Raw genomic sequence first — 24,742 nt, 5'->3', positions numbered from 1 at the left:
GTGTCATTGCGGCGATCGGCCAGCGCGCCGATGATGGGTTCATGCCCCTGAACCATCGCGTTGTCATCGTGGTCTTCCCCGACATCGACCTGCTCGATGTCACGGGGCCGGCCGAGGTGTTCGCGCTGGCGAACCGGGAGGGTGGCGACCGGGTGCGCTACGAGGTGCGCCTGGCCAGCCCCACGGGCGGGACGGTGACCACCTCGGCCGGAGTGCGACTGCTGACGGATGTCGCCTTCGACGAGATCGAGGGCGAGATCGACACGCTGATCGTGCCCGGAGCGGTAGAGATGACCTCGGCCGGAGCGGTGGCACTGATCAACGACGATGTGGTGGCCTGGCTCGAGGTGATCGCGCCCCGGGTGCGCCGCCTCGCCTCGGTCTGCGTCGGCGCGCACCTGCTGGCCGCCGCGGGTTTGCTGGACGGGAAGGTCGCCACCACGCACTGGTCCACCGCCGATCAGCTCGCCACCGAGTACCCGCAGATCAGCGTCGACCCGGACCCAATCTTCGTCCGATCCGGGCGGGTGTGGACTGGCGCCGGGATCAGCGCCTGCCTGGATCTCTCGCTGGCCCTGGTCGCCGAGGATCACGGCGAAGAACTGGCGCTGGCAGTCGCGCGGCAGCTCGTCGTCTACCTGAAGCGCCAGGGCGGGCAGAGCCAGTTCAGCGTGCCGCTGAGCCGGCCGGCCACCTCGCGGCGCGACATCGACGATCTGCGGCTGTTCATCGCCGAGCATCTCGACGGTGATCTGTCGGTGTCCGCGCTCGCGACCCGAATGAGCTTGAGCGACCGGCATTTCGCCCGCGTCTTCCGGCAGGAGACCGGGACCGGGGTCGCCGCCTACGTGGAGGCGGCCCGGGTCGAAGCGGCCCGGCGGCTGCTGGAGACGACCGACGAACCGCTGGCGGCGGTCGGCGCGGCCGTCGGCCTCGGCTCGGTGGAGACCTTGCACCGCGCCTTCCGTAAACAACTCGGCACCAGCCCCGGCGCGTATCGCCGCCGCTTCCGCACTATCGCCTGAATCCAGGCCACACCTGTGCCGTAGCCGACTCCGGTTACGGATGACGCCGAGTTCGATCCTCGGCTTTCACCCCCGAAAGGAAACTCTCATGTCCTCTGTCGTACCCTCGCCCACTCTGCGTACCGTCGTCGGCCTCGACAACGAGCTGCCGCGCCTGGCCGACGCCACCCTGATCATGATCGACTTCCAGAACACCTACCGCACCGGTGTAATGGCCCTGACCGGTGCGGAGGAGGCTCTCGCGGCCGGTGCCCGCTTGCTGGCTGCGGCCCGCGCTCTAGGCCGCCCGATCGTGCACATCATCAACGACGGTGGCGAAGGCACCCCGTATGACATCCGCGCCGAGATCGGTGCGATCAGCGCCGAGGTCGCTCCGCTCGAGGGCGAGCCGGTCGTGGTCAAGGAGGTCCCCAATGCCTTCTACGGCACGAACCTCGAGAAGACCCTGCAAGACCTGGGCTCCGGAACCGAACTCGTACTGGCCGGCTTCATGACCCACATGTGCGTCACCTTCACCGCCGAAGGCGCCTCCAACCTCGGCTACCGTCCCACGGTAGTCGCCGAGGCCACGGCAACGCGCTCGCTGCCGACCGTCGACGGTCCGGCCGTCTCGGCCGCCGCGCTGCAGTCGGCGGCCCTGGCCACCATCGCCGACCGTTTCGGCCCTGTCGCCTCCACTGTCGACGACCTCACCGTCTGAGTGTGACGTGCCCGGCTCGGACGAATACAGTGTCCGAGCCGGCGGCGAGCCTGAGATTCTCGGCCAGCCACAAAACCGCCGAGCCGGGAAGATCGCGACAGACAATGCGCTTGCCCGGTGGCCCTCATGGGCGCATTCGTTGATTGGCCGCAGCCGCTCATGCCGGTGACATTCGGACGCGCGTCTGCCCGAGGTAGCTGCCGCTGCGTACGCATTCAATCGAGTGCGTGTCCGATCGTGGTTTTGATATGCGCGGGCAATCGCTCATGGTGGTCGCCGGTGTTGACCGTGCCAGTGGGCTCGAACATCAGGATCGATGCACCATCTGCGGATGAGGGCTTGTGTTCCACGCCGCGCGGCACGACGAACACCGATCCCTGTTGGAGGGTCACTGCGCGTTCATCGTTCCCTTCGCGCAGAGCAATTCGCAATTGGCCGGAGAGGACGAGGAAGAACTCGTCGGTATCGTCGTGCCGATGCCAGGCGAATTCGCCGCCAACCTTGGCGATACGGACGTCGTAGTCATTGACGCGGGCAGCGATCCTCGGAGCCCACAGTTCATCGAACGCCGCCAGCGCGGCACGCAGATCGACTGGTTCTCTGATCACCTAGTCATCGTCGTCGACAAATCCGAACCTGGAAAGTGATAGAAATAGCATATGTCGCACGAATCCTCGCATCGAGTGGTGGTGATCGTCGACGAGGGCTCGAACCCGTTCGAGTTGAGCGTCGCGACTGAACTGTTCGGGCTGCGCCGGCCGGAGTTGAACCGACCGTGGTATGACTTCGAACTGTGCGCCGAGGGCGGTGCCGCGCGCATGCATGGCGGGTTCTTCACCCTCGGCGGAGTTTCCGGGCTCGCCGCGGTCGAGACGGCCGACACCGTGATCGTGCCGAACCGACCCGATCCGGACGCGGGGTGCACACCGGAGGTGCTGCGCGCCGTGCGGCAGGCCGCTGAGCGCGGCGCGCGTCTGGTGAGTTTCTGCACCGGGGCGTTCACTCTGGCCGCAGCCGGAATTCTCGACGGGCGTCGGGCCACCACGCACTGGCGCTGGGCCGAGCGATTCGCTGAACTCTATCCCAAGGTGTTGTTGCAGCCCGATGTCCTCTATGTCGACGAGGGCGACGTGCTGACCGCAGCCGGCAGCGCCGCCGCGCTCGATCTGTGCCTGCATCTGATCCGGCACGACCACGGTGCCGAGATCGCGACCGCGGTCAGTCGCCGGTTGGTGTTCGCCGGTCACCGCGACGGCGGACAGCGCCAGTTCGTCGAAGCGCCCATCGCCCCGGTCAAGGACGTCTCTTTGCGGCCCGTACTCGATTGGGCCAGAACATCTTTGGATCACCCGATCACCGTGACCGAGCTCGCCGCACGGGCGGCGGTAAGCCCGGCTACCCTGCACCGGCGTTTTCAGGCCGAGTTGGGCACCACGCCACTGGCCTGGCTGACCGGCGAACGGGTCGCACTCGCGTGCCGCCTGCTCGAACGCGGCGAACAGAACCTCGAGCTTGTCGCACATGCCAGCGGGCTGGGTACCGCCGCCAATCTCAGAGCCATCATGCGCCGCCGAATCGGGTTGACTCCCACCACATATCGCCGCCACTTCGGACCGGGCGCAGCCATTTCGGGCTAGCGACCTGGGCGCCTCCGAACCGCCACCGCTGGACTATCGCGTGCAGACCCCCACGATGTTCGCGCGCCTGCCGGCGACATGACGGGCATCCCCGCGCGCCGAGAAGATGGCCGTCGCGGTGCCATCACCATTGCCCTGAAGCGACCTTCGATGCCCTCTTTGTGCGGTTGCAGCACGAGGGCTTTGGGACGTTAGGGGTACTCGAGGGCATCTGAAACACCAGGCGCGCACCACCGCCGTCGGCATCGGTGGCTACCAACGTGCCTCCATGCAAGATGGCAATGTCGCGCGCGATGGCCAGACCGAGCCCGGCCCCTCCGTCATCGCGGCCGCGGGCCGTGTCGAGCCGGGCGAATCGCTCGAAGATCCGGTCACGCTCCGGTGCCGGAATTCCGGGACCGTCATCGACGACTTCCAAAACGGCGTTGTTGTGAACATTGTTGAGACGCAACATGACCCGACTGGTCGCATGCGCCTCGGCGTTGTCGAGCAGATTGGTGATCAATCGGCGCAGGTGGCTGCGGTGGGCCTGCACAATCACACCCTGAGTCGTGGTTACCTCGATGTCAACAGCACTGTACCGCTGCGCTGTTGCGCGGACGAGTCTGTCGAGATCGACTGGCTCGCGGAGGATCTCGGCGGTCGATTCAAGACGTGCGAGGGTCAGCAGGTCACTGATGAGCAGTTCGAGGCGATCGAGATCTTCGAGGGCGCCGTCAGCGACGGTAATCCAGTCGGCGCGCTCAGGGTAGCGGGCAGCGACCTCGAGCGGTGTCCGCACGCTCGCCAGGGGACTGCGTAGTTCGTGGGATGCATCGGCGATGAACTGCCGCTCTCGGCGGGTGGACTGTTCCAAACGCGAGAGAGTGTCGTTGAGTGTGGTTGCGAGTCTGGCGATTTCGTCACCTGTAGGGGGAACCGGCATTCGGCGTCCGAGGTTCTGAGCTGTGAGGCGTGCGAATTCGGCTCGAATCGACTCCACCGGCCGCATTGCCCGACCGGTCGCGAACCAGGTCGACGCGGCAACGAGCAGCAGCAAGGGCGGCGCCGCGAACAGCAAGAGTCGCGTCGTCGCCTGCGTGGCGTCCTGAATGGACTCGGTGGTTACATCGGCGGTGACGACCACGTCTCCTTGGTCGCGCATGGAGACCGTGGTCGTTACCTCGCGGGTCGGCACGTCGGCGGGGCCGATCGTGAAGACTTGCCGACCCAGATCAGGGGTTCCGAGCTTGTCGTTGGCGGGTGATGACCCACCCGGATGCGAAGTCTGGCTCTGTTGTGTGTTCTGGCGTGGCTGCCACATTTCACCGTCACGGGCGGCGATGCGGATGGTCACCGACCGATCCACCAGCTCGACCGGCTCGCCTGCCGCCAGCGCTGCTGCCGCTGCACCGAGTTGGCGTCGCAGCATGTCATCGAGTCCGGAGCTGAGGCTGGACTCGACGTGGTGCACGGTGGCCCAGCCCGCCGCGAGCAGCGCCACCGCTACGACAGCGGTGGCGGCGACCGTTGTTCGTGCCCGCACAGATCTCCACGATCGTATCGGCCGACGTACGGGTTCAGTCATCACTGAGGCCTTGTGCGATCAATCGGTAGCCGTGCCCGCGAACGGTACGGATGCTGCGACGACCGAAGGGCGCGTCGATCTTGCGGCGCAGAGCGCTGATATGCACCTCGACCACATTCGAGTCTCCCTGGAAGGCGAAATCCCATCCACTGGTAAGCAATTCACGTTTGGAGACCAGCTGACCGGGACGTCGGGCCAAGATCTCCAGTACAGAAAACTCTTTGCTGGTCAGGGCGATATCGGTGCCCGCGCGGCGGCAGACTCGAGTGGCGGGGTCGAGCGTGAGATCACCGATTCGCAGCAACGGCGGCCGAGGAGATGGCCGACGGCGCACCAGACTACGCAACCGCGCGAGAAGCACGACATACGAGAACGGCTTCGTCACATAGTCATCGGCGCCCGAGTCGAGCGCTTCGGCCTCGTCGAACTCACCATCCTTGGCGGTGAGCATGAGGATCGGCGTCCAATCCCTCGCCTGCCGCAAGAGCGAACACACCCGATAGCCGTTGAGGCCTGGCAGCATGATGTCGAGGACGATGACGTCGTACTTGAAGGTCTGCGCGAGTTCCAGGCCGTCGCGCCCGTCACCGGCCACATCCACCACCCACCCTTCGGCTTCCAAACCTGATCGCAGCGCATCGGCCAGCCGGGTCTCGTCCTCCACCACCAATATTCGCACTCAGCGATACTCGCAGGCATGTCTGAAGGCATCTTCAGCTTTGTTCAGACAGACTTCAGGTCGACTCCCCAAACTGACTGCGTTCCGGTCCTCCCGGAACATCGGCCCGGGAGCGGTGATGCTGGTAGGGGTGCGCCGACATCCACCCCACCAGAGATGCCGTCGACGGAAGTGACGTGTGCACGAGGGGAATTCAGCCCCACGGCAAAGGCGCGTCGTAGCCATGCTGCGCTGCGCCCCGAGCTGATCCCGGCGTACACGCCAGTGCGGCCGTGGCTTCGGGGTCGAGGGTGGTGGCTCGGGTGCCCGGTTCGGAATTGCCGGGTCCCCGAGTCACCGTTCAAAACGGACCCGACGGACCCACCCACCAGCCAGCCGGTGATCGCCGCTTCAGCCTCCTTCAGGCCCGCTTCAGCGTGCGTCGGCCACAGTGTTGATGCTTCGGAGACACCGGTGCATAACCCAGAGGAGAAGGCAATGCTCAGCAGAACCTCCGACCGCGCCATCGCATTCGCTCTCTGCGCGGCCACCCTGCTCGCCGTCGGCGCGGGTGGCACGGTATCCGCCGCCGCAGACCCCGGGGCCTTCGAGGGTTCCGGCGGCCAGGAAGTGACCATCCAGGAACCCGGCGGCGGTGCAGTGATCTACCGCGACGAAGACATGGTCGATGGGCGCCGCGTGACGATCGAACGGGACGGCAATCGTGTGATCATCCATCGGGAAGGCGCACCCGATATCGTCTGCTACCACAACTCGGCCGAGGTACCGGGTCCGCGGCCTGGTGGTGTCTACTTCAATTCGCCGACCTGCTGACACCGCCGTTCGCGCGCGTCCTCCCCCTGGCTGGGGAGGGCGCGTCGGCGGCGTGCGCTGCGGACTCGGAGGCATCGGATACCGAGGAGGGGCGTGCCATGCAAGCTCGGTCATGATCTGGCTTCGGTTGATGGGTGCGATCGCCATCGGCACGAGAGCAGTCCGGCGGCAAGGCTGGCCAACTCAGCGCAACCCGGACGGGCAGTTGGACGGCGGACGTGGCGCCAACCTGAGAGCGCAGTGAAACTGCGCACCTTTCCCACGAGGTTCGTTTGTCGCCCCGGCCTGCAGCGACGGCGCAGAGCTCGCCGACAACCACGGTGAGTTCAGCCCGCTACCCACCCTCGAGCGCGCGGTTCGAACGACTCCGCGGCTGAAAATGTCACGTTGGACCGTGATGCCAGAACAGCTCCTCGACCCGTCCGTTCTGCTGACCGGCGACGTTACCGGCGAGCTACCTGCCGTGCCAGCACGGCAGTTATGGATAGCTCGTCATCCGAGATTGTCTCCGCGCGGCCGCTGTAGGCTTCAGGTGAGGTCGCGCGGAACCGTCGTCGTCCAGCTCCGGCGATAGACCTCGATGCCGTGTTCCAGGGCGATCAACCGATTAGTGACCAGGAAATCTGTTGCAGTGCAGGTCATTACGCTGTGTGTGTGCGGACCTCGGTGTCCCAGTCGCCGCGGCTGATGGCGTCGGTGCGATCGCATTCCACGCGGGCCGAGAGTGCTTCGCCCTCGGTGAGCACGAAGCGGTTCAGTTCCGTTCGGTGCGGGTGAGTCCGTCGGTGCGGTCGACGGTGGTGCCGTCGGAGTAGGTGATCTCCACTGTCTGGGTGCGCGAGATAGCGTCCCAGTGCACCGATTTCGTTGCCGGGACCTCGACAGTGTCGAGCGGGCTGGGCGGGTCGGGGCGCGGCGGCGCGGTCGGGGTGCGTTTGGGTAGGCGCAGTAGCGCGTCACCGAGGTCCAACGCTACGGTGACGGGCTCGGGAGAGGGCCACAGCCACGGCCAATAGGACGCCGACACCGCGACTTGAATGCGACTCCCCCGCGCCGAAGGCGTGTCCGGTCGCCACCAGCGGCACGCGGACGCGGTAGTCCTCGCCCGGCGTTGCGGGCTGCGGGAATTCGTGCGAATCGCGGTGGGTGAGGTTGAGTACGCCGGTCGTCACCAGGCGTGCGGATTCGTCGGCTGTCACCTCGCATAGTCGCACCGCCAATTGCGCGCATGGAGATCCGCGGTCACGGTGAGCTCGACCTCGCCGGTGCCGAGGATCTCTAGTCGCTCGCTCAGTGGAGCGGAGGTGAAGGTGTGCGAGCGTCCGTTGTCGGCGGCTTGGTTGCCGGGCCGACCGGCCAGGTCGCCGTACTGGAGCACGCTGCCGGCTGCCGCGCCCACCGTCCGGGTGGAAACCAATTGGGCCGGTTCGAGTTTCAGCTGATCGGCGGGCCCGAACGTGAGCGTGCTGCCGCGCAGCGCGCAGTCGAGCTGCTCGATCTCGGGGGCGGGCCACACCGGTTCGGTGACCCAGCGGCCGGGACGTTCGTCGAGATCGCTGCCGAACGGGGCCGGGTCGGGCATCCAGGCCCGCAGGGCGGGCAGGACGTCCACGCCGTTGTCGACGCCGCGCAAGTAGTGATCGAACCAGCGCAGGCACTCGCCGATGAAGTCCATGGCCGGACCGGGCGCGGCCTGGTGCGGGTAGGTGTGCGCCCACGGACCGATCAATCCCTTTGCCGGAGCGTCGAGTTCGGACAGTAGACGCAGCACCACGCCGCGGTAGGGGTCGGCCCAGCCGCCCACCGTCAGCACCGCGGCGCGGATCGACCCGGGGTTCTCGGTCACCGATCCATGCTTCCAGAACGCATCGCGGCGTTGATGCTCGAGCCAGGCCCCGATGTAGGCGGGGGTGTGGGCCATGCGGTCGAACCACGCCGCGCGCCAGCCGTCACCGTAGACCTCGGGGTCCTGGGGTCGGGCGTTGTAGCAGAGCACGGTGGCGGCCCACGGCAGCATTTCCGAGGCCAGCAGCGATCCGCCGCTGTAGTGGACGTCGTCGGCGTAGCGGTCGTCGGTGGAGCAGACGGTGACGACGGCTTTGAGCTGTGGTGGATCCATGGCCGCGATCTGCAAGCCGTTGAATCCGCCCCAGGATTTGCCGATCATCGCCACAGTGCCGTCACACCACCGTTGTTCGGCCAGCCAGGCGAGGATTTCGACGCCGTCGTCGAGTTCGGTCTGATGGTATTCGTCGAGCATGATGCCCTCGGAATCGCCGCTGCCGCGGGAGTCCACCCGGACCGCGGCGTAGCCGGCTCGCGCGAACGCGGCATGCAGCGTGATGTCGCGCGCGGCGGTGCCGTCGTTCTTGCGGTACGGGATGTACTCCAGGACCGCCGGTTGTGGTGTGGTGACGTCGGCGGGCAGCCACACCCGGGCGGCCAAGCGCACGCCGTCACGCATCGGGATCCATACATGCCGGACAACCCGCACGGGATGGACGTCGATCACGGGTTCTGGTTGTGCCACCGGGGTCCCTTCGAGGGTGTCACTGACGAGCGGGCACGGCTGCGAGCCAGACAAATTGCCACTATGTAGCTACACAGGGAAGGTTAGCCAAGGCGAGACGGAAATCAGGGATTCTTCCCGCGAATGTCCGCGCGAAGTGGCCACCTGGCCCAGGCTTGCGCTATTGCAACAAAGTTGCTGCGTGTCTGCGCGAGGTTGGTGTCGTGGACTGGGATCGTGATCGGCATGGCTTCCGGTGCGCCGAAACCGAGCGCCGCAGAGAAGCCCGAATCCGCGACAGAGGGCCACGCGGGCACCAGCCACAGTCGTGGGTTCGAGTTCCCGAGCGCGATGACAGTGCTGGCCGTCGTGTTGCTGGCGGTGTGGATCCTGGCCGCGGTCATCCCCAGCGGCGAGTTCGAACGCGACGCCGCCGGCAACCCGATGCGCGACACCTATCACCGTGTCCCCGCGCCCCAGGATTGGCCCGCGCGCATCGCCGACTTCTTCCTGGCGCCGGTGAACGGGCTCTACGGCGTGCAGGACCAGAGCACCGGCGAATTGAGCCCGTCGGCGATCGGCGCCATCTATGGCAGTGTCGGGGTGTTCCTGTTCGTGCTGGCCATCGGGGCGTTCATCACCATGGTCTTCGCCACCGGCGCGCTGGACCGGGGCATCGCGCTGGCGGCGCTGCGCCTGCGCGACCGGGGCTGGATGCTGGTCGCCGGCATCATGGCGCTGTTCTCGTTACTGGGCTCGGTGGTCGGTTGGTCGGAGGAGACGCTCGGTTTCTATGGATTGATCGTGCCGTTGCTGCTCGCGCTGGGCTACGACCGCCTGGTGGCCGCGGCGGCGATTCTGCTGAGTTCCGGTGTGGGCGCGCTGCGTTCGACGGTCAACCCGTTCGCCATCGGCGTCGCTTCCTCCGCCGCCGGGGTCTCGATAGGGGATGGCATCGTGTTGCGCGTGACGATGCTGGTGGCGCTGACCGCGGTCACCATCGCCTACGTCTTGCGCTACGGCCGCAAGGTCCGCCGCGACCCCTCTGCCTCGCTGACCGGCTTCCTGCCCGGCGACCGCGAGAGCACGGCGCCCGAGCACCTCTATGGACTGACTCGGACGCACCGCCTGGTGCTGGCCGTCCTGGTTCTCAGTTTCGCGATGATGATCTTCTCGGTGATCCCCTGGTCCAGCGCGCTCACCGGTGACCCGAAAGGCGCTCCCTATAGCTGGGAGCTGGGATGGTCGTTCCCACAGTTGTCAGCGTTGTTCATAACCGCGGCTGTGCTGGTGGGCGTGCTTGCCCGCTTCGGCGAGAAGAAGCTGACCGGGCTGCTCGTGCAGGGAGCCGGGGACTTCCTCGCCCCCGCGATCGTGGTCGCCCTGGCGCGCGGTGTCGCGGTGATCATGAACAACGCCAAGATCACCGACACCGTGCTGCACACGGTCCAAAGCGTGGTCGACGGCACCTCCTCGGTGCTGTTCGCCGAGTTGATGTGGATAGTGAACCTGCCGCTGGCTTTTCTGATTCCCAGTACCTCCGGGCACGCGACCCTTGCGATGCCCGTTCTCGCGCCGCTGGCCGGTTTCGCTGGAGTGCCGGTTTCGCTGGAGTGCCGGCTTCGCTGGTGGTCACCGCGTGGGCCGCCTCCAGCGGCTTCATGAATCTGTGGATCCCCACCAGTGCGGTGATCATGGGCGGGCTGGCACTAGCGAAGGTCGGCTACAACACCTACCTGCGCTTCATCGCGCCGCTGCTGGCGATCCTGGTCGTGCTCATCGCCGGATTCCTCATGCTGGGCGCGCTCATGAACTGATAGCCGAGGTGGCCTGAACCTCGACCGCATCCGCTGCCCGAGAGTATCCCGGAAATCCGGAGCGTCTCACCAACGCCCGCGCCGCCACCTACGGGACCGTGCACACCCTGTTCGTCGACATCGACGCGGGCGTCGCGGGCGGGCCAGTCGCAGACGGTTCAATCACCGACAGCGCCCATGAACCCGGCGCCCTTAACGAAACCTCGCACCGCACAATACTTTTCGATGGCCAGGTGCCGACCGTCCGCGGTGTGAACATTCGCAGGCGGCGGCGATTCTGCGCGACGTCTCCTAGCAGAGCTCCTTTCCGGCTGGAGAAGGCGCCCGCCGCAGTGTGGGCCGGCGCCTTCCGCGCGATCACCGAGGCGATGAGGCCGGGCGAGTCCTGGTGTCGATGGCCGCGTCCAAGCTTTTGTTGAGTGCCACGATCTCATCGACGGTGTCGCCGTACTTCGACGCGAATTCCGCTCGCGCTTTACCTCGCCGGAAGTACAGGAACGCCCGCCCGGTCTGCAGCTGCCAGGTGTACCAGAACAGGTAAGGCACTGTGAGGACGAAATTTACAATGCCCCAGACGATCCACACATCGTTGTTGAACCAGCCGTCCGAGGGCATGACCGTCGGAAAAATGTTGTAGATCGCGATCACGAGCATCAAAACGGGAAGCGTGTAGATGCGAGCCATGATGTAGAGCTCGGGCCGACCCTTCACCAGCGGGTATATTTCGGCCACCGCGAGAATGCAGATACTGGCCGCGAAATGCTCCTCCTGTGGCGGATACCCACCGAAAGTGAAGCAGAGATTCCAGGTGGTGTAGAGGAAGTTCCAGGCCATCGTCGTGTAGGCGACCAATTCGGCGTTCTTCCCCGGAAGCACTGCCCAAAAGCGCGGCGAATAGGGAATCGTGAGGCACAGCCCAAGCCCCACCGCAGCGTTCCAGTAGTTGCCGATCTCCGCATCCCGGATAGTTGCCTCGGCAATGTTGAGAAACAGGATGGCGTAGGGGAACCACAAGAACCTCGGGTTTCGCAGCAGCGACCAGACCGGGCCTTCCCGCTGCTCGGCGGCGGCGATTCGCATCGCACCGACCGCGGTCAAAGGGATCAGTACCGAGAGGATCTTCGCCCAGGAAAACCAATTGATAAGGCCGATATCTCGGCCGGGACCCCAAATCCACAGCGGAAAGGTGAGCAGGGACAGTCCCCACACCCACATCGCAGGGCGCGGGTGTGCACGCATATAGTCGACGATCACCCACAGCACCGCACAGAATACGGCCATGGACAACGCTGTAACCCATGTGAACGGGGCAGGATTTCCTGTCACAGCCTCGGAGGCTGCACTGATCCCAATCACAACCAACCACCTTCCGCGATACTACGATCAAAGGGCACCGGTAAACGTTTTCCATCTTCGGCTACGACGCCCGTGCACCACCGGAGCCGCGCCGCGTGGGTCGCGCCGGCCGCGACTTCATGGTTGGAAATTCACCGAAAGGCCTCTGCACTGCGTACTCAATGGGCACTGAACCGGACGGCGCCCACTAATTTCGGACATACTCGACCGTGGTATCTGAACGCGCACATCGAGAATTGAGACACAGCTCGGTGACCGAGTGCAGGCGGGATGGGACCGTCAGTACGCGCTGCCGGTGGCGAGTTGCTCGATGACGTGCAACTCGTGGTCGATCTTCGCAAGGGTAGCGCACGGATCGCGCGATCCACCTGTAGCGTCGCCCGGCTGTTCACGTCGGAATTCCAGGTGCGCCAGCATCGTTCCGCCCTCGACCGCCCGGCCGGCGAAGGCGATGACGACGGTGCTCGACTGCATGACGCACCAACCCGGTCGAAGCCGGGCGGTCATCGCGGCTTCCCGGCCTTCACTGTCCCGCACGAGCAAACGAAGGGACTCACCACGCTCTTCGATAATGCGGACGCTCGCCACACCGGGCTCGTACCGCGGCGTCGCGTGCTCCAGATCGGCGACGACACTCCACACGGCTTCGAAAGAGGCCCGGATGAGCCGGGTGCCGACAACAGCACCCGGCAGATCCGCGGCCAAGACTGCCAGCCGGTCTATAGGGTTCAGTTGGTGTTGCAGCGCATCGCGCAGGATTGGCTGGTCCTGAGCCTGACCGGCAGTACGTTCGCGGTCGGAACCACCATCGCGGGCCGACGTCGTTCAGACGGCGAGCGGTCGCCACTACGGAAGTCGTGCGCATTAGCCAGTTAGTAGCTAGTGCGAAAACCTCTTGGCGTGTCACAGTTCGACACGCCGAACACTTTCGGTGGCACAGACCCTACGCATGTCCGTACCCGACCTCCTATCAGCATGACACCACCGGCGTTTGTCGCGGTGGTCGGCCGCGTCGATCAGGGCGGATGACGACGATTCGATCCGTCCCACAGAAATCCCACACTTTTGATGGGAAGCAACCAGGCCTGTCGGGTCACGTCCAGGAGCCACGCGCTATCGGAAACCGTTGCAGCGTGCCCTAATTGGGCGCGTTGAGCCTGGGCCGGCAGACTGGAACCGGTGTCAGGTGGTCGCGCGCTCGAATCCTGTCGGCTCACCCCTCGCCGACGGCAAGTTTGAGCGGATATCAGCCTAGGTTGCCGCCCGGGGCGGAGAGACCGCCAAATGTAGACTCCGGCGCAGCCCTCGGGGTTTACCCGGGAATGCGTGGACCGAAGCCTCTCCGGCCTGCGCATCCCACATCGGAGCAACATCCAAGCCGAACTGGCCGGCGGACGACCGCCAGCACAGTTCGCGCCCCTGCGCACTGCCCCTGCTGTGCCGCGCCCGGCTCTGCGCTCACGGAACGGCCTCCGCGTCGAGCCACATTGGATAGCACTCCCTCACGCCCAGACCCTTGAATCAGCTACGGCACAGATGCGATTGCTGACCGATTGCTGTGCCGCGAAATGTCCCGGCGTGTCCCGATGGGACACGCCGGGACCTACCGGGAGATACGACTTGATCCTTTCCAAGGCTTCACCAAGTTTTGGGCCGGGACGTGCGGGGACAAGATGGGTCGCGCCGGGCACAGGAGGCTCTCTAGAATCTGTACTCAGGCAGCACGTTTGGGGCCGACGAGGACCACGAGGGGCGGGGCGGGACCTGGCCGGAAATCGCGGAACTTATCGCTGGTCGTAGCGGGTTCGAGTCCCGTCGCTCTGCCCAACTTCCAGGTCAGCCCTTGTTTACCGGCCACAAAATTCCGCACGACTCAAGTTTTCCAATTCCCTACCAATTTTCTCAGCGGATTTTCCCCACTGGCGAACCGAGATAGAGGTCGAGCACGTCCCGGTGGTCGGGCACATCGCGCGGTGTCTCGACATAGTGATCCGCGGTGATGCGCGATTCCGCGGCATGGTTGAGCTGGCGCCCCGCCGCCTCGACGCCCTTGGCCGCGGCGATCGCGGTAGCGGCGTTTTGCGGTAAGCCCGCAGATTGATGTGCGCGAACTCCGTGCTCTTCGATCAGATCGGGCAGGCGCGTGGTCAGCCGGGTCTTGATACGCCCCCGGCAGCGGGCCGCCGACACCGTCGACCTTCGTGGGTGAATTCGTCGACGCCGGGGTCGCCGCGGCTGCGGCCAGCAGTGCGGCTTGCTCACCGCGATACCGCTCCGCGGTCTCGACGAGGATCGGCAGGTGGTGCAGACGTTCACGGATGCCGCGGGATGGGCGCTCACCGTGGGTCTCCGCCAGATCGCCCTCGTCGTATTCGGGCGCGGGGGCCGGGGTTGGCCGGCCGGAGTCGGCGAACTTGGCCGGGTGGCGGCGGACCCCCGCGATGGTCTCCCCTCGTCTTGCACAGATGGCAACGTCGGATATTGGAACTGTCCGAATGGGTGGTCGGGGTAGTCGGGGCGGGTCTGTCTGTGATCAGTGAGGTCCGGCGTGGCCGGGGCCGCTTGTGGCGGTCGGGTCATCTGTGGCTATTGGATCTGCCGCAGCCTCCGCGTCGCTGTCGGTGGCGGCCGAGCAGAGGGCATGCGCTTCGCGCAGGGCGCTGCCTGCGTTCGCGTTGGAGCTCGCGGCGAGGCACCCGAGGGCTTGATCGGTCAAAGCCCGGACCAGACGCTGCGGGCCTATGCCAGGATCTGCGACAAGGAGCCGTCGCTCGACATCGACGCTGTGCGCCAGGGCTGGGATGATCTTTTCAAAGAAGTATCCCGGCCCGTAGTCGAGCACCGATTCGCGGATGTTGCGGCGGCGCAACAGGATCCCCAGCTCGGCCAACTGGGCGGCATCGTGTGGGATCGGGTGTGTCCTGGCATTGATCGCTTCGTTGATGACCTCCAGGCCCGCGCGGTAGGCGTCCCGGACGCTGAAGGACCAGTGGTAAAGGCTCGAGCCGAGCACAGGTTGGAGGGCCAGGTCCGGGTCGATGCCGATCGGGACCGCGTGGACGGCGTCGGGCCGCTCGTCGCGGGCTCCGGATCTGGCGAAGTGCGCGGCTTGGAGGGCTTGGAGAAATCCGAAGTTGCCGCGCTTGCCTTCGGCTGGGAGTTGGTCGCAGGCGAGGATGGCCTCCGCCAGGAGTGCTCGCGCTCGCTGCGGTTGGCCGGCGTCGGCGAACCGCAGGGCGGCCCCGGAGGTCCAGATCGCGAGTTCGGGAAGTTGCCGTGGATTGTTTGCTGCCCTCCGGCGCTCGAGTTCGAGGACCTCGCGTTCGATATCCAGGCTCGCATCGGCGCGTCCAGCCAGGTCGAGGTAGATCGCCAGGTCCAGCAGTTGCCATGCAGGGTGGCCGGAGGAGTAGCCCCCCGCAGACTCCCTCGCGCGGCAGATGGCGACAACCTCCTGCTGGACGGCCACTGCTTGCGCGAACCGTCCGAATTCCGCCAGGCAGTGCGCGAGATCCGCGAGGATCGCGATTTCCTGTCTTTTGCCCTCACGGTGCAGATTGACGCGCCGGGCAAGTTCTGCGGCTTCGTGTTTCGCGGCAAGGCTCAGGTCGTCGGCGTGCGCAAGGGAGTACTGCAGACCGAGGGATGCGATCGCGTGCATGGCAGCAGTGATGTGTTCCGAGGCTCCGTCGGTGACCAAGCCTCGGTGGATGGCAGCGGCCTCTTCGAAGTACGGGATGCGTTCCGCCTGACGGTCTCGGTCGATCTGCCATCCGAATTCCATCAGGATGCGAGCCAGCCTGGGCAGGCCGGTGGACGGCTGTGCCTCGGCAGCCTTCCGGTTCTCGACGATCATGTCCTCGGTGATCGGTTCAGGCCTCATCGGAGGGCCTCCTCGCTACTTGACGGCGGGTGATCGGCAAGGTCCTGGCGATCAAGCCCATCCCCGAGACCGGCGGCTGACGTTGGCAGCGTAGGCCGCCCAGTCGCCAGCGGAGTGGCGTTGCCATGCGACGGCCACCTCGGTGTGGACGCCGAGGGTGCGGGCCAGGATGGCCGCGGGTCTCACTGGCGAACACTCGATGCCCGTGACGCCGAATGCGCGACGCCTTCCAGGGATCACGAGCGCGGTTTCACACTCCGACGCCGTGTCGGGCAGAGATCGTCGCTGAACCGACCGTTGTGAGCAAGAAACCGATAGAGACGAGCAGACAGAATACGGCGCGACGGAGTCGCACTCGACGGGCTTGGTGAAGGAAGGAGGCGCGCCAAAGTTCCACGAGGGCTCCACCGATGCCTGATCAGCAAGCCGAGACCACCACCAAGGCGTGGATGTGCCTGGTCTGCGGCTGGATCTACTACGAATCACTGGGCTGCCCAGAGGAAGGAATCGCTCCCGGAACTCGGTGGCACGACGTTCCCGGCACCTGGGTGTGCCCGGACTGCGGCGCGACGAAGGACGACTTCGTCATGACCGCACTCTAGTCCGGTCCGTGAACCATCACGGGAATAATCCATGAAGGCCGATCCCGATCGCTTCACCGACAAACGTTGCCGTAAGACGACGACACGACCAGGAATTCGCTCGCAGCACTCATTCCGGCACCACCGGCCTGGGGCCGTGTACGCCGCTTCCCGCGCTGACCGAACCGATCAGCGCGGGTCGAGCCAACCGAGGGCGGGTCAGCGCACCACGTCGTAGACCAGTTTGGCGACCCCGTTGGTGTACACAGCCGAATCACGCAGGCGCAGTGGCTGTTTGTCACGATCGGACCGGCTGAACAGACTCTTGCCGGCACCCAGCAGAACCGGGAAGACGAGCAGGTTGTAGCGGTCGATCAGCTCGGCGTCGCCGAGGCGGCGGGCCAGTTCGGCGCTGCCGTGGATGAAGATCGCGCCGCCGTCGGTTTCCTTGAGCTCGGCCACGTCCTCGGTGCTGCGCAGGATGGTGGTCGGGCCCCAGCCGTCGAGGAGATCGGATTCGGTGAGGGCGGTGGACAGAACGTACTTGGGCAACTCCTTATAGGCGATGTGATCGTCGGACTCGCGCCAGTACGGAGCGAAGGCCTCGTAACTGCGTCGGCCGAACAGCAGGGCGGTGTGGTCGGCGAGTTCTTCGCTCTTGAGGGAGTAGGCCTCCGGGACGAACTCGGTGTCCATCACCCAGCCGCCACCGCGATGTCCCTCTTCCTTGCCGCCCGGTGAGTCCACGACGCCGTCCAGCGACATGAACCCGGTGTACACCAATTCGCGTGACACATTTCCTCCTGCATTCGATGGTTCGATCCGCTGCTCTTGTGGCGGCGGATTCTCATCTTCGCCGTGTGTAAAGCCCTGCAACAAGCAATGTTTCGGCAACGCTCCGCTAAGCGCGACTCAACGCTTAGCGGAATTAAACGATGTGCTCACCGAATGCGGGCAGCCCGGCTACTCGGCCATCTCCGCGACGACTTCGAGGAAGGGATCGACGAGCGGATTCTTGCGAGCGCTCGGCCACATCAGGCCGTAGTCGATCGGGCGCGCGTCATGAAACGGGACGAAGGCCATGCCGGGACGGGAATGGAATTCGCGGGCGCGCAACGAGACGGTGCTGACCCCGGCACCTTGGCTGACGTGCACCAGTACCTCGGGCCAGAAGCTCGTGGCCGGGCCCTGCGCTATCGGCCTCCCAGCGGGAGTGCGCAGCGGGAAGTACTCGTCCATCCAGTAGCGCGGCACGAGATCGTCGGCGAGGGTGACCAGTGTCACGTCCGCCATTTCTTCCACCGATATCGATTCCCGGGTGGCGAACGGATGACTGTCCGGCACCATCAGGGCTCGCTGTTCGGAGAACAGGATCGGCCCGGTGGTGATATCGGGTTCTCTGATGGGGAATTCGGTGAGCTGCAAATCGACCGCACCCGAACGCATCCGGCCGAGCGGATCGATCAGCTGGATCTCCTCGACGCCGACCGCGGTGTTCGGGTAGCGCTCCTGAAAGGCCGCTGCCGCTCGCACCAGCAGGTTTCCGCACCAGGGCGCGGAAAATCCCACGGTGATCGTCTGGGTGACGGAACCGCCCTGACTCGCCGCACGCACGCTGGCCGAGATTTGGTCGTAGGCGGGTCGTAAGTCGTCGCGCAGCTGTTTCCCCAGTGGCGTGAGCAACACTCTGCGGCTGTTGCGCTCGAAGAGCGGTGCACCGATGCGCCGTTCCAGCGCGGCAATTGTCTGGCTGATTCGGCTGGTCGTCACATGCAGGCGCTCGGCCGTACGGCCGAAGTGCAGTTCCTCGGCGAGCGCGAGAAATGCCTCCAGTTCGAGACGTTCCAGCATCGATGTCCTCAGTTCGTGAAGCGGCGCTCAACTTAGCATGCTCGAATCAGGACTTGACAACACCGCTGCGGGCGTGCCGATTCCGTCGGGAGAGGCGCGTCACAGGATTCGGGAGCAGCAGAACGTCTTGGCGCCAGCACGCCGATTTGTGCGGGTTACGCATGCCCTCGTCGTGCGAATAATGACTTCCCCAGTGCCCGAGCCCGAACGTGTTGTGCCGCTCCGGGTTCGCCCTACCGTGTCTCACACATTTAAGGAGGCAACGGATGACGATCACCCGACCGCACAGGACCACGATTTCGGCCTCGGTGCTGGCCGTGCTGGCAACGGCGACCACTGTGAGCACTCTCGGCACCGGGGTAGCCGGTGCGGCGGAATGCACCGCGCTCCAGGTGGTTTCGGCGCGCGGCACCAACGAACCCGGCGGAGCATGGAGCACGTTCCGACTTGGCACCGTGGTCGGCAACCCGGTGTACTCGGCGATCGCCGACAAGCTCGGCGCGACGACCGACGCCTACCGGGTCGACTACCCCGCCGACCTTAACCAGCCGCGCTCGGTCAAGGCCGGAAACCGTGACCTGGTCGAACACGTCGTGGCGCAGGCCGCCGCCTGCCCGAGACAGCGTTTCGTGCTGGTCGGCTACTCCCAGGGCGCCAACGTAGTGGACAACTCGATCGGGGTCAGCAGCGAGGGCGCCAAGGTCGGTGGCCCGATCGTCGCGACCCTGCCCGACCGGCTCGCGCCGCGAATCGTGGCCGTGCTGCTGTTCGGAAACCCGATTCGCGAGCTGGGGAGGTCGGTCACCGGCACGTACGCCGACCGCACCTACGACGTCTGCAACGCGAACGACCCGGTCTGCGATCCGGACGGGAGCGACTGGAATGTCCACTTGCGCTACGCCCGATATGCCGATGCCGCAGCGGAATTCGTCGATGCTCGGATGTGAGCGTGGATCAGGGGGACGAGCGGCGCAAGGCTGGTTGGTCCGGCTCGGAACTCTGGATATCTAATGTGCGGACGATCGCTTGCCGCACAAACGTCGTTGCTCCTCCAGCCGACGGGCGTACTCCGAAGCTTCGACTGGATCCAGGCTGAACGGCGGCGTTATGAATGCGCTGCAAACTGTCGCACTTCTGGTCGTCGATGAGCCGTTGGGGCCTGTCGAATGATCGTCGGCGCTGCAACCAAACAGCGCAAGGACCACTGCTGACACAGGCAGGAAGAGCAGTGCTCGATCCCGCAAGCCCAGAGGCCGGCTCCCATGTGCATCGCTCATGAAACGACGCTATTTTCAGTCAAACCAAGCAGACATCACTCGTCGGTCTGAAGCACACCCCCTACTGCGGAATGACGAAACTGGTTCCACGCCGACGTCACCGACTCGTCCCATGACTAGCGCTGAGGCGCAACGGTTCCCGATCGCAACTCGGCCGGTATCGTATGCGGCAGTACCGGACGTTCACAGGTTCGGTGGTCGTGCCGCGGCACATCGCCGGGCTGCCTTGGACGGCAAGCTGTCTCGTCGCGCCGGGATCACCGATTCGAACCGCGCAGTGATTGGCACGCTGCCGCTACAGTGCCCAGGGTGTGGAGGGAGAGTTCGTGTTCGACGACGTCAGCGGTTTGAGCCCGGAGGATGCCGCACTGTGGACCGCGCTCGCCGAGCAGTGCCGCCCCATTCTCCGGAATGAGGGAATGGAAGCAGTCCAGACCTTCTTGGCGGAAAGCGATGTGAGCACCATCCACGCAATCGCGATCACCTGGGCGTTGCTGGGGAAGCCCGACACACCCCTTCGAAGCGCCATCGACGCTGTGACCACAATTGCGGCTCGGAGGTAAATCAGTACTGGCCAGCGTGTACCAACACACGCCACTCCGCAGATGCGGACATTCAGTCGGCCGGCGCTGAAGCCCTTCGACGCGCGGGTCTTCTATGGGAGCGCCACCGGCGATATCGACCGAACAAACCGCTTCGAAAATCGGTACACGCTGTATTCCCGTCGGGACATAGGTCCAACGTCCTGGTCGAGGATCAGTCACAGGATCATCGCCACGATCGACAGCGCCGCTGCCGCGCTCACCCGCCGGGACAGCACAGATCTGAAATACGTTGTGTCGCATGGATACTGCTGGTTCCCGATTGGAACGAGCCTGGATGGCTACTCCTCGTTCTATGACGACAACGATCACAGCAGTGCATTTCGGTGCCGCCGAACCTGTTTTCGTCCGACTCCCGGGAGGCCACCATGACCACCTCTGAAGCTCGCCCCTCGACCAATCAGCAACTGCTCGACCAACTCGGCGGGACCGCCGGAATGATCTACAGCGCCTTGCCGGTGCTGGCCTTCGTCGTTGCGAATGCCCTTGTCGCCTTGCCGATCGCGATCGGTGCGGCACTGGTGGTGGCTGTCGCGCTCACTGTGTGGCGGAGGCGGCGTGGGGAACCGTTCAGTACGGCGATCGGCGGCGTCGTCGGCGTGGTGGCTGCGGGTGCCGTGGCGTTGTGGACGGGTTCAGCGGGCGGGTACTTCCTGATCGGGATCTGGGTCAGCCTGGCCGTCGCGCTGGTGCTGCTGGTCTCGCTGGCGGTGCGGCGGCCGTTGACGGGCGTCGTGTGGAATGCGTTGCACGGCGGGCATTACGCGTGGCGTGGCAACCGGTCGAGCCTGACCCGGCACGATCTGGCGACGCTGACCCTGACGATACTGTTCGGGGCCCGCTTCCTCGTGCAGCGCTGGCTGTATGAGAACGAGGCGACGGGCTGGCTGGCGTTCGCGAAGATCGCGATGGGTATGCCGTTGCTCGCGGTCGCGCTGGTAGTCGTGGTGTGGGCGTTCCGACGTTCCACCGAGCAGTTCGTACCGGCTCCAGCGGACCGGGACGACTCCCCCGCGGTCCGTAATCAGTAAAGCGTCGAAAGTAGTTGGTTGTAGCGGATATCTACCGCGGCGGCGTACTTGGCGACATGCTCCATGGTCTTGCTCAGCAGCATCGGGTCCTTGTTCAAGACCAGGGCGGCGACTTCGCTGGCGGCTTCGGATATCGCCTGGGCGTAGCACACGATCCGAACGACATCGCCGGGATCGAGATCCGAGACGTTCTGCACTCCGGCTTCCGGCGTCACCGGCGGCAGTTCCTGGGCGGCCCGCGCGAAATCTCCTGCGGGTTTGATGAACAGATCGGAGTCGAGGCTGATGCTCAGGTCATCGCCGACCAGGAAAGGACGGAAAGTCCCGCCGGGATCGATACAGCCGTAGAAGGGATTGTGGAACAGTGCCGCGTTGAGGCAGCCCGCTCCGCCCGGGACATTTCCGGTATCGGCGAGGTAGTACGTTTGCGCCGGGGTCGGCACCAGGACGTATTCGGTCTCGAACAGGCTGATCGCCCGGTACAGCGCCGGCGCTGCCGTGATGCCCTTGGCCGGAAGGGTGGTGAGATCGATCCGGCACAGATACGGCGTCCGGTTGATGATGTTGAGGACCTTCTTGTCGCCGCCTGCCGAGGCGGCGACCCCCAGCAGGGCGCCGATATTGCGGCAGAACGACGAGGTGCGCACCCGAGGATCGGTCTTCATGTTGCCGCCGCTGTGCTCACCGATCAATTGGATTATCGTCCCGAAACCGGTGCCGGCGGTGATCGAGACCAATTCGGTCGACGGCAGACTGGTGAAACGCCAGATATAGGGATGATCGGGATCCCAATCTAAAGCCGTGAAGTGGTTCAGCTTTTTGTCGCGGACGGTGACCGACCAATCCTTGTGCGGCGACCACTGGGCCTTGATGCCCGGTTCCGCCAGTGCCGAGCGGACCGCCGCAGACCCCAGCCACTGCATATGCGCCCCGGCCTCGGGGGTCACGGGGGCCTGTTCGACTGCTCTGGGTTGACTTGCAGGAGAACCGGTCTGGGTGGGGGTCGCTTCGGTTCCCGCACCGCGTCGAGTAATGGTGAACTTGCCCTTGACCGTCACGTGTGCTTTCCGTGGCTGAGCACCGGGCATTTCTTCTTTACTTGTCATGAGATTCCTTGGCCCGACAGCGAATTGACCGACATCGATTCTATCGCCGCCCGGCGCCCGGAAGTCCGGAAATGCAAATGAGGACCGAACGGTCTCGCCGAGTTCGATCCGTCGCTCGTCAGCGGAATTCGCCGGATGCCCTGCGGCGCGTCACGGAGCCGCAGGACATCACCGACAGGTCACGGGTGCGCGGATCCCGCAGCGCCGCCATCGCTTCCATGAGCGAGGGCTACGCGCGATTGAGGTCTCGTGCCAGCAGAGCCACCGAGGCGCTGGCGATGCCTGTGGTGGTGGTGAGATCGATGGAGGTCAGTTGCGCTATGCGGCGTAGGCGGTAGTCGAGGGTGTTGGGGTGGATGAACAGTTGCTTGGCGGTGAGTTGACGGCTGAGGTTCCGCGCGAGGTAGACACGCATTGTTTCGAGTAGTTCTGGATGCTTGTCCAAGGGGGCGAGCGCGGTGGCGAGCTGGTTGATGCCGGGACCGGACCGGGACAGCTGGTATTCCAAGGCGAGGTCCGCCGGGTGATACAGGCCCGGGGGCCGCTGGGCCGCGCGGACCAGGTCGAGGAGTTCGTGTGCCTGTTCGGCACAGTCGGGTATGCCGTCGGTGGGAGTGGTGATCACCACAGCGGTCACCGGAACCTGGGCCGCCTGCGACAACGCCGTACATGTCTCCGATGTCACTGCGCCGGGCCCGGACTCCGTGGCAGGGACCAGCAGGGTTCCTCCTTTCGGATTCAGCAAGGCCAGCGCGCGGGAGTCGAAGACGCCGGCCAGTGCCGATTGCACGCGGCGCAGTTTGCGTTTGGCCGCGATGGCCGCCGAGACCCGCGGGTTCTGTTCATCGGCGTGCGGTGGAATCGCCAGCGCCACCACGTGATAGGCGGCGGCGACCGGGATCTCACCCTGGCGCGCGAGGGCGGCCGTACTGTGACCGCTCAACAGGGCCGAAGCCAAAGTATGTGCGGCGGTGTGGTGTTCACGCGCGACGAGACGGTGTTCGGTGGAGTAGGCGGCGGTCGCGGTCACCGTGATCGACTCGAGCAATTCGAGGGTCAGGTCGACTGCCAGCAGCAGTTCGGCGTGATCTTCGGTGCCGGCACGCGCGGTCGCGAGACAGAGCCCGAGCCGGATTCCCTCGTGGTAAGCGCGCAGGACGGCCTCGAGCGGGACCCCCTCGCGCGCCCACTGGGTGGCCGCAGCTTCGATCGGAGCCAGCTGCGCGTCCTGGGGAACGGATCGATGGTCGAGCAGGTCGATGATCAGCGACAGGCAATGCCGGGTCATCGTGGTTACCTCGCCACGGAGTTGCTCGCCGGGCAGAGTCCGGCAGGGGGCCAGACACGTCGCGAAATAGTCCACCAGCCGGGCGGCGACGCGATCGGTGTCGGCGAGCGCGAGCGAGGCCGGTTGTCCGGCGAATCGCACTGCGGTGCCCGGGACACCGGTCGAGAGGTCGAGGGTCGAAAATGGCATGTGCGTAGCTCCGTTGCCTGCACGAGTGTGGTCTTTCGCACTCGTCTGTCCCGATAATTACTGTGCGCCAACTGATTACGGTGAATCAGGACGGTTCCGCAGTTGGTGGTATTGGAGTTCCAGTCCGTCCATGAGAGCTCGCAGGCCGGTCTCGAAAGCGTCCTGAGCGATCCGCTGCTGGCGTTCGGCGAGCAGATGCGCTTCGTTCAGATGCGGGTAGTGGCGGTCGTAGACCGCGGCGTCGGCGGGAAAGCCCGCGGCGAACGACCCCAGCGCGGACCCGGTGACGAAGTAACGCATGAGCGCGCCCACGCTGGTGGCCGTGCGCCGCGGCCAGCCGGCGGCGACGAGTCCACCGAAGACGGCGTCGGCGATCCGCAGGGCGTGTACGCGATGCCCTGGGCCGCTGGCCAGGGCGGGCACTATTTCGTGATGCGCGGCGATGGCGGCGCGGTAGGAACGCGCCCAGGTCTCCAAAGCCGGACGCCAAGCCGGGTTTTCCGCGCTCAAGCCGCTGAACATGGAGGTGTCGACGTCGGCGAGCACGGCGTCCACCAGCGCGTCGATCAGCTCGTCCATCGTTGCCAGGTGGTTGTAGAGCGAGGGGCCTTGCACCCCGAGTTCGGTGGCGATGCGCCGAGTCGAGACAGCGGCCAAGCCCTCGGCGTCGAGGAGTGCCAGCGCGGTGGTGACGATGCGGTCGCGGCTCAGTAGCTGCCGGGGCGGTCGCGCCATGTGGTCTCCATTCCGAACTGCTTGCACCGCTAAACTAGCGGTGCAAGTTGAATCGCGGGCGGCCTTCGCCGAAATCGCACGCCAGCAGGTCACCAT

General features: G+C 65.4%; 23 protein-coding genes and 1 pseudogene. 10 read left to right on the top strand and 14 right to left on the bottom strand.

The genetic code is table 11. The annotated features are described in order from the left end of the window. Positions 1 to 41 precede the first annotated feature (41 nt). Both AB0I43_RS00420 and AB0I43_RS00415 read left to right on the top strand, forming a co-directional pair. Positions 42 to 1,025: a helix-turn-helix domain-containing protein gene (locus AB0I43_RS00420; RefSeq protein WP_356977519.1), complete on the top strand. Its 984-nt coding sequence runs from the start codon at positions 42 to 44 to the stop codon at positions 1,023 to 1,025. 88 nt (positions 1,026 to 1,113) lie between these two features. Next, on the top strand, positions 1,114 to 1,725 hold the full coding sequence (locus AB0I43_RS00415; protein ID WP_356977521.1) for an isochorismatase family protein: 612 nt from the start codon (positions 1,114 to 1,116) through the stop codon (positions 1,723 to 1,725). A 215-nt stretch (positions 1,726 to 1,940) separates the two neighbouring features. Here AB0I43_RS00415 and AB0I43_RS00410 read toward each other — a convergent pair whose 3' ends face one another. Next, positions 1,941 to 2,333, bottom strand: coding sequence for a cupin domain-containing protein (locus tag AB0I43_RS00410; protein ID WP_356977523.1), 393 nt, complete (start codon positions 2,331 to 2,333; stop codon positions 1,941 to 1,943). 78 nt (positions 2,334 to 2,411) lie between these two features. Here AB0I43_RS00410 and AB0I43_RS00405 point away from each other — a divergent pair, with 78 nt between their 5' ends. Beyond that, complete coding sequence (locus AB0I43_RS00405; protein ID WP_357430887.1) at positions 2,412 to 3,362, top strand: helix-turn-helix domain-containing protein; 951 nt, start codon at positions 2,412 to 2,414, stop codon at positions 3,360 to 3,362. 124 nt (positions 3,363 to 3,486) lie between these two features. On the opposite strand, the gene AB0I43_RS00400 is transcribed toward AB0I43_RS00405, so the two are convergent. Both AB0I43_RS00400 and AB0I43_RS00395 read right to left on the bottom strand, forming a co-directional pair. Next, positions 3,487 to 4,845 carry a HAMP domain-containing sensor histidine kinase gene (locus AB0I43_RS00400; RefSeq protein ID WP_356977527.1) on the bottom strand — a complete coding sequence of 453 codons (1,359 nt, stop codon included), beginning with the start codon at positions 4,843 to 4,845 and terminating at the stop codon, positions 3,487 to 3,489. Between the two features lie 76 nt (positions 4,846 to 4,921). Then, on the bottom strand, positions 4,922 to 5,608 hold the full coding sequence (locus tag AB0I43_RS00395; RefSeq protein WP_356977529.1) for a response regulator transcription factor: 687 nt from the start codon (positions 5,606 to 5,608) through the stop codon (positions 4,922 to 4,924). Between the two features lie 453 nt (positions 5,609 to 6,061). Between AB0I43_RS00395 and AB0I43_RS00390 the strand changes: the two genes are divergently transcribed. Next, the gene (locus tag AB0I43_RS00390; protein ID WP_357430885.1) at positions 6,062 to 6,421 is read left to right on the top strand and encodes a hypothetical protein; all 360 of its coding nucleotides are present in this window, start codon (positions 6,062 to 6,064) and stop codon (positions 6,419 to 6,421) included. A gap of 754 nt (positions 6,422 to 7,175) precedes the next feature. Here AB0I43_RS00390 and AB0I43_RS00385 read toward each other — a convergent pair. Both AB0I43_RS00385 and AB0I43_RS00380 read right to left on the bottom strand, forming a co-directional pair. After that, positions 7,176 to 7,448, bottom strand: a complete 273-nt coding sequence (locus tag AB0I43_RS00385; protein ID WP_356977669.1) for a hypothetical protein — start codon at positions 7,446 to 7,448, stop codon at positions 7,176 to 7,178. Then, positions 7,378 to 8,885: pseudogene (locus AB0I43_RS00380) on the bottom strand (CocE/NonD family hydrolase). The gene AB0I43_RS00385 and the pseudogene AB0I43_RS00380 overlap by 71 nt, the downstream one beginning before the upstream one ends. Before the next feature lie 291 nt (positions 8,886 to 9,176). Between AB0I43_RS00380 and AB0I43_RS00375 the strand changes: the two are divergent. Both AB0I43_RS00375 and AB0I43_RS00370 read left to right on the top strand, forming a co-directional pair. After that, entirely contained in the window at positions 9,177 to 10,595 is a 1,419-nt protein-coding gene (locus AB0I43_RS00375) for a YfcC family protein (RefSeq protein WP_356977532.1), read from the top strand. Next, a complete protein-coding gene (locus AB0I43_RS00370) occupies positions 10,592 to 10,747 on the top strand; it encodes a hypothetical protein (protein ID WP_357430883.1) in 156 nt (51 codons plus the stop codon). Before AB0I43_RS00375 ends, AB0I43_RS00370 begins: the two co-directional genes overlap by 4 nt. 357 nt (positions 10,748 to 11,104) lie before the next feature. Here AB0I43_RS00370 and AB0I43_RS00365 read toward each other — a convergent pair whose 3' ends face one another. The 4 genes from AB0I43_RS00365 to AB0I43_RS00350 form a co-directional block, all read right to left on the bottom strand. After that, on the bottom strand, positions 11,105 to 12,028 hold the full coding sequence (locus tag AB0I43_RS00365) for a hypothetical protein (protein ID WP_356977535.1): 924 nt from the start codon (positions 12,026 to 12,028) through the stop codon (positions 11,105 to 11,107). A 354-nt stretch (positions 12,029 to 12,382) separates the two neighbouring features. Beyond that, a complete protein-coding gene (locus AB0I43_RS00360) occupies positions 12,383 to 12,808 on the bottom strand; it encodes an SRPBCC family protein (RefSeq protein WP_356977537.1) in 426 nt (141 codons plus the stop codon). Positions 12,809 to 14,005: 1,197 nt separating this feature from the next. Next, entirely contained in the window at positions 14,006 to 14,293 is a 288-nt protein-coding gene (locus AB0I43_RS00355; RefSeq protein ID WP_356977539.1) for a hypothetical protein, read from the bottom strand. A gap of 343 nt (positions 14,294 to 14,636) precedes the next feature. Continuing rightward, positions 14,637 to 15,986: a tetratricopeptide repeat protein gene (locus AB0I43_RS00350; protein ID WP_356977541.1), complete on the bottom strand. Its 1,350-nt coding sequence runs from the start codon at positions 15,984 to 15,986 to the stop codon at positions 14,637 to 14,639. 410 nt (positions 15,987 to 16,396) lie between these two features. Here AB0I43_RS00350 and AB0I43_RS00345 point away from each other — a divergent pair, with 410 nt between their 5' ends. Continuing rightward, positions 16,397 to 16,588: a rubredoxin gene (locus AB0I43_RS00345; protein WP_356977543.1), complete on the top strand. Its 192-nt coding sequence runs from the start codon at positions 16,397 to 16,399 to the stop codon at positions 16,586 to 16,588. Between the two features lie 198 nt (positions 16,589 to 16,786). Here AB0I43_RS00345 and AB0I43_RS00340 read toward each other — a convergent pair whose 3' ends face one another. Both AB0I43_RS00340 and AB0I43_RS00335 read right to left on the bottom strand, forming a co-directional pair. After that, positions 16,787 to 17,362 carry a dihydrofolate reductase family protein gene (locus AB0I43_RS00340; protein ID WP_357430881.1) on the bottom strand — a complete coding sequence of 192 codons (576 nt, stop codon included), beginning with the start codon at positions 17,360 to 17,362 and terminating at the stop codon, positions 16,787 to 16,789. Positions 17,363 to 17,530: 168 nt separating this feature from the next. After that, entirely contained in the window at positions 17,531 to 18,418 is an 888-nt protein-coding gene (locus tag AB0I43_RS00335) for a LysR family transcriptional regulator (protein WP_356977548.1), read from the bottom strand. Between the two features lie 266 nt (positions 18,419 to 18,684). Between AB0I43_RS00335 and AB0I43_RS00330 the strand changes: the two genes are divergently transcribed. From AB0I43_RS00330 to AB0I43_RS00320, 3 genes are all read left to right on the top strand, one after another. After that, positions 18,685 to 19,365, top strand: a complete 681-nt coding sequence (locus AB0I43_RS00330; protein WP_357430879.1) for a cutinase family protein — start codon at positions 18,685 to 18,687, stop codon at positions 19,363 to 19,365. 656 nt (positions 19,366 to 20,021) lie between these two features. After that, positions 20,022 to 20,258, top strand: coding sequence for a hypothetical protein (locus AB0I43_RS00325; RefSeq protein WP_356977552.1), 237 nt, complete (start codon positions 20,022 to 20,024; stop codon positions 20,256 to 20,258). A gap of 365 nt (positions 20,259 to 20,623) precedes the next feature. Continuing rightward, entirely contained in the window at positions 20,624 to 21,328 is a 705-nt protein-coding gene (locus AB0I43_RS00320; RefSeq protein ID WP_356977554.1) for a DUF3159 domain-containing protein, read from the top strand. On the opposite strand, the gene AB0I43_RS00315 is transcribed toward AB0I43_RS00320, so the two are convergent. From AB0I43_RS00315 to AB0I43_RS00305, 3 genes are all read right to left on the bottom strand, one after another. After that, positions 21,322 to 22,275, bottom strand: coding sequence for a hypothetical protein (locus tag AB0I43_RS00315; RefSeq protein ID WP_357430877.1), 954 nt, complete (start codon positions 22,273 to 22,275; stop codon positions 21,322 to 21,324). The genes AB0I43_RS00320 and AB0I43_RS00315 overlap by 7 nt on opposite strands. A 388-nt stretch (positions 22,276 to 22,663) precedes the next feature. After that, positions 22,664 to 23,911, bottom strand: a complete 1,248-nt coding sequence (locus AB0I43_RS00310) for a helix-turn-helix domain-containing protein (RefSeq protein WP_356977556.1) — start codon at positions 23,909 to 23,911, stop codon at positions 22,664 to 22,666. 75 nt (positions 23,912 to 23,986) lie between these two features. Beyond that, entirely contained in the window at positions 23,987 to 24,646 is a 660-nt protein-coding gene (locus tag AB0I43_RS00305; protein ID WP_356977557.1) for a TetR/AcrR family transcriptional regulator C-terminal domain-containing protein, read from the bottom strand. Positions 24,647 to 24,742: the final 96 nt, after the last annotated feature.

This window comes from Nocardia sp. NPDC050435, from assembly GCF_040655395.1.
Taxonomy (GTDB): Bacteria; Actinomycetota; Actinomycetes; order Mycobacteriales; family Mycobacteriaceae; genus Nocardia.
This window is presented reverse-complemented; position numbering and strand designations above follow the sequence as displayed.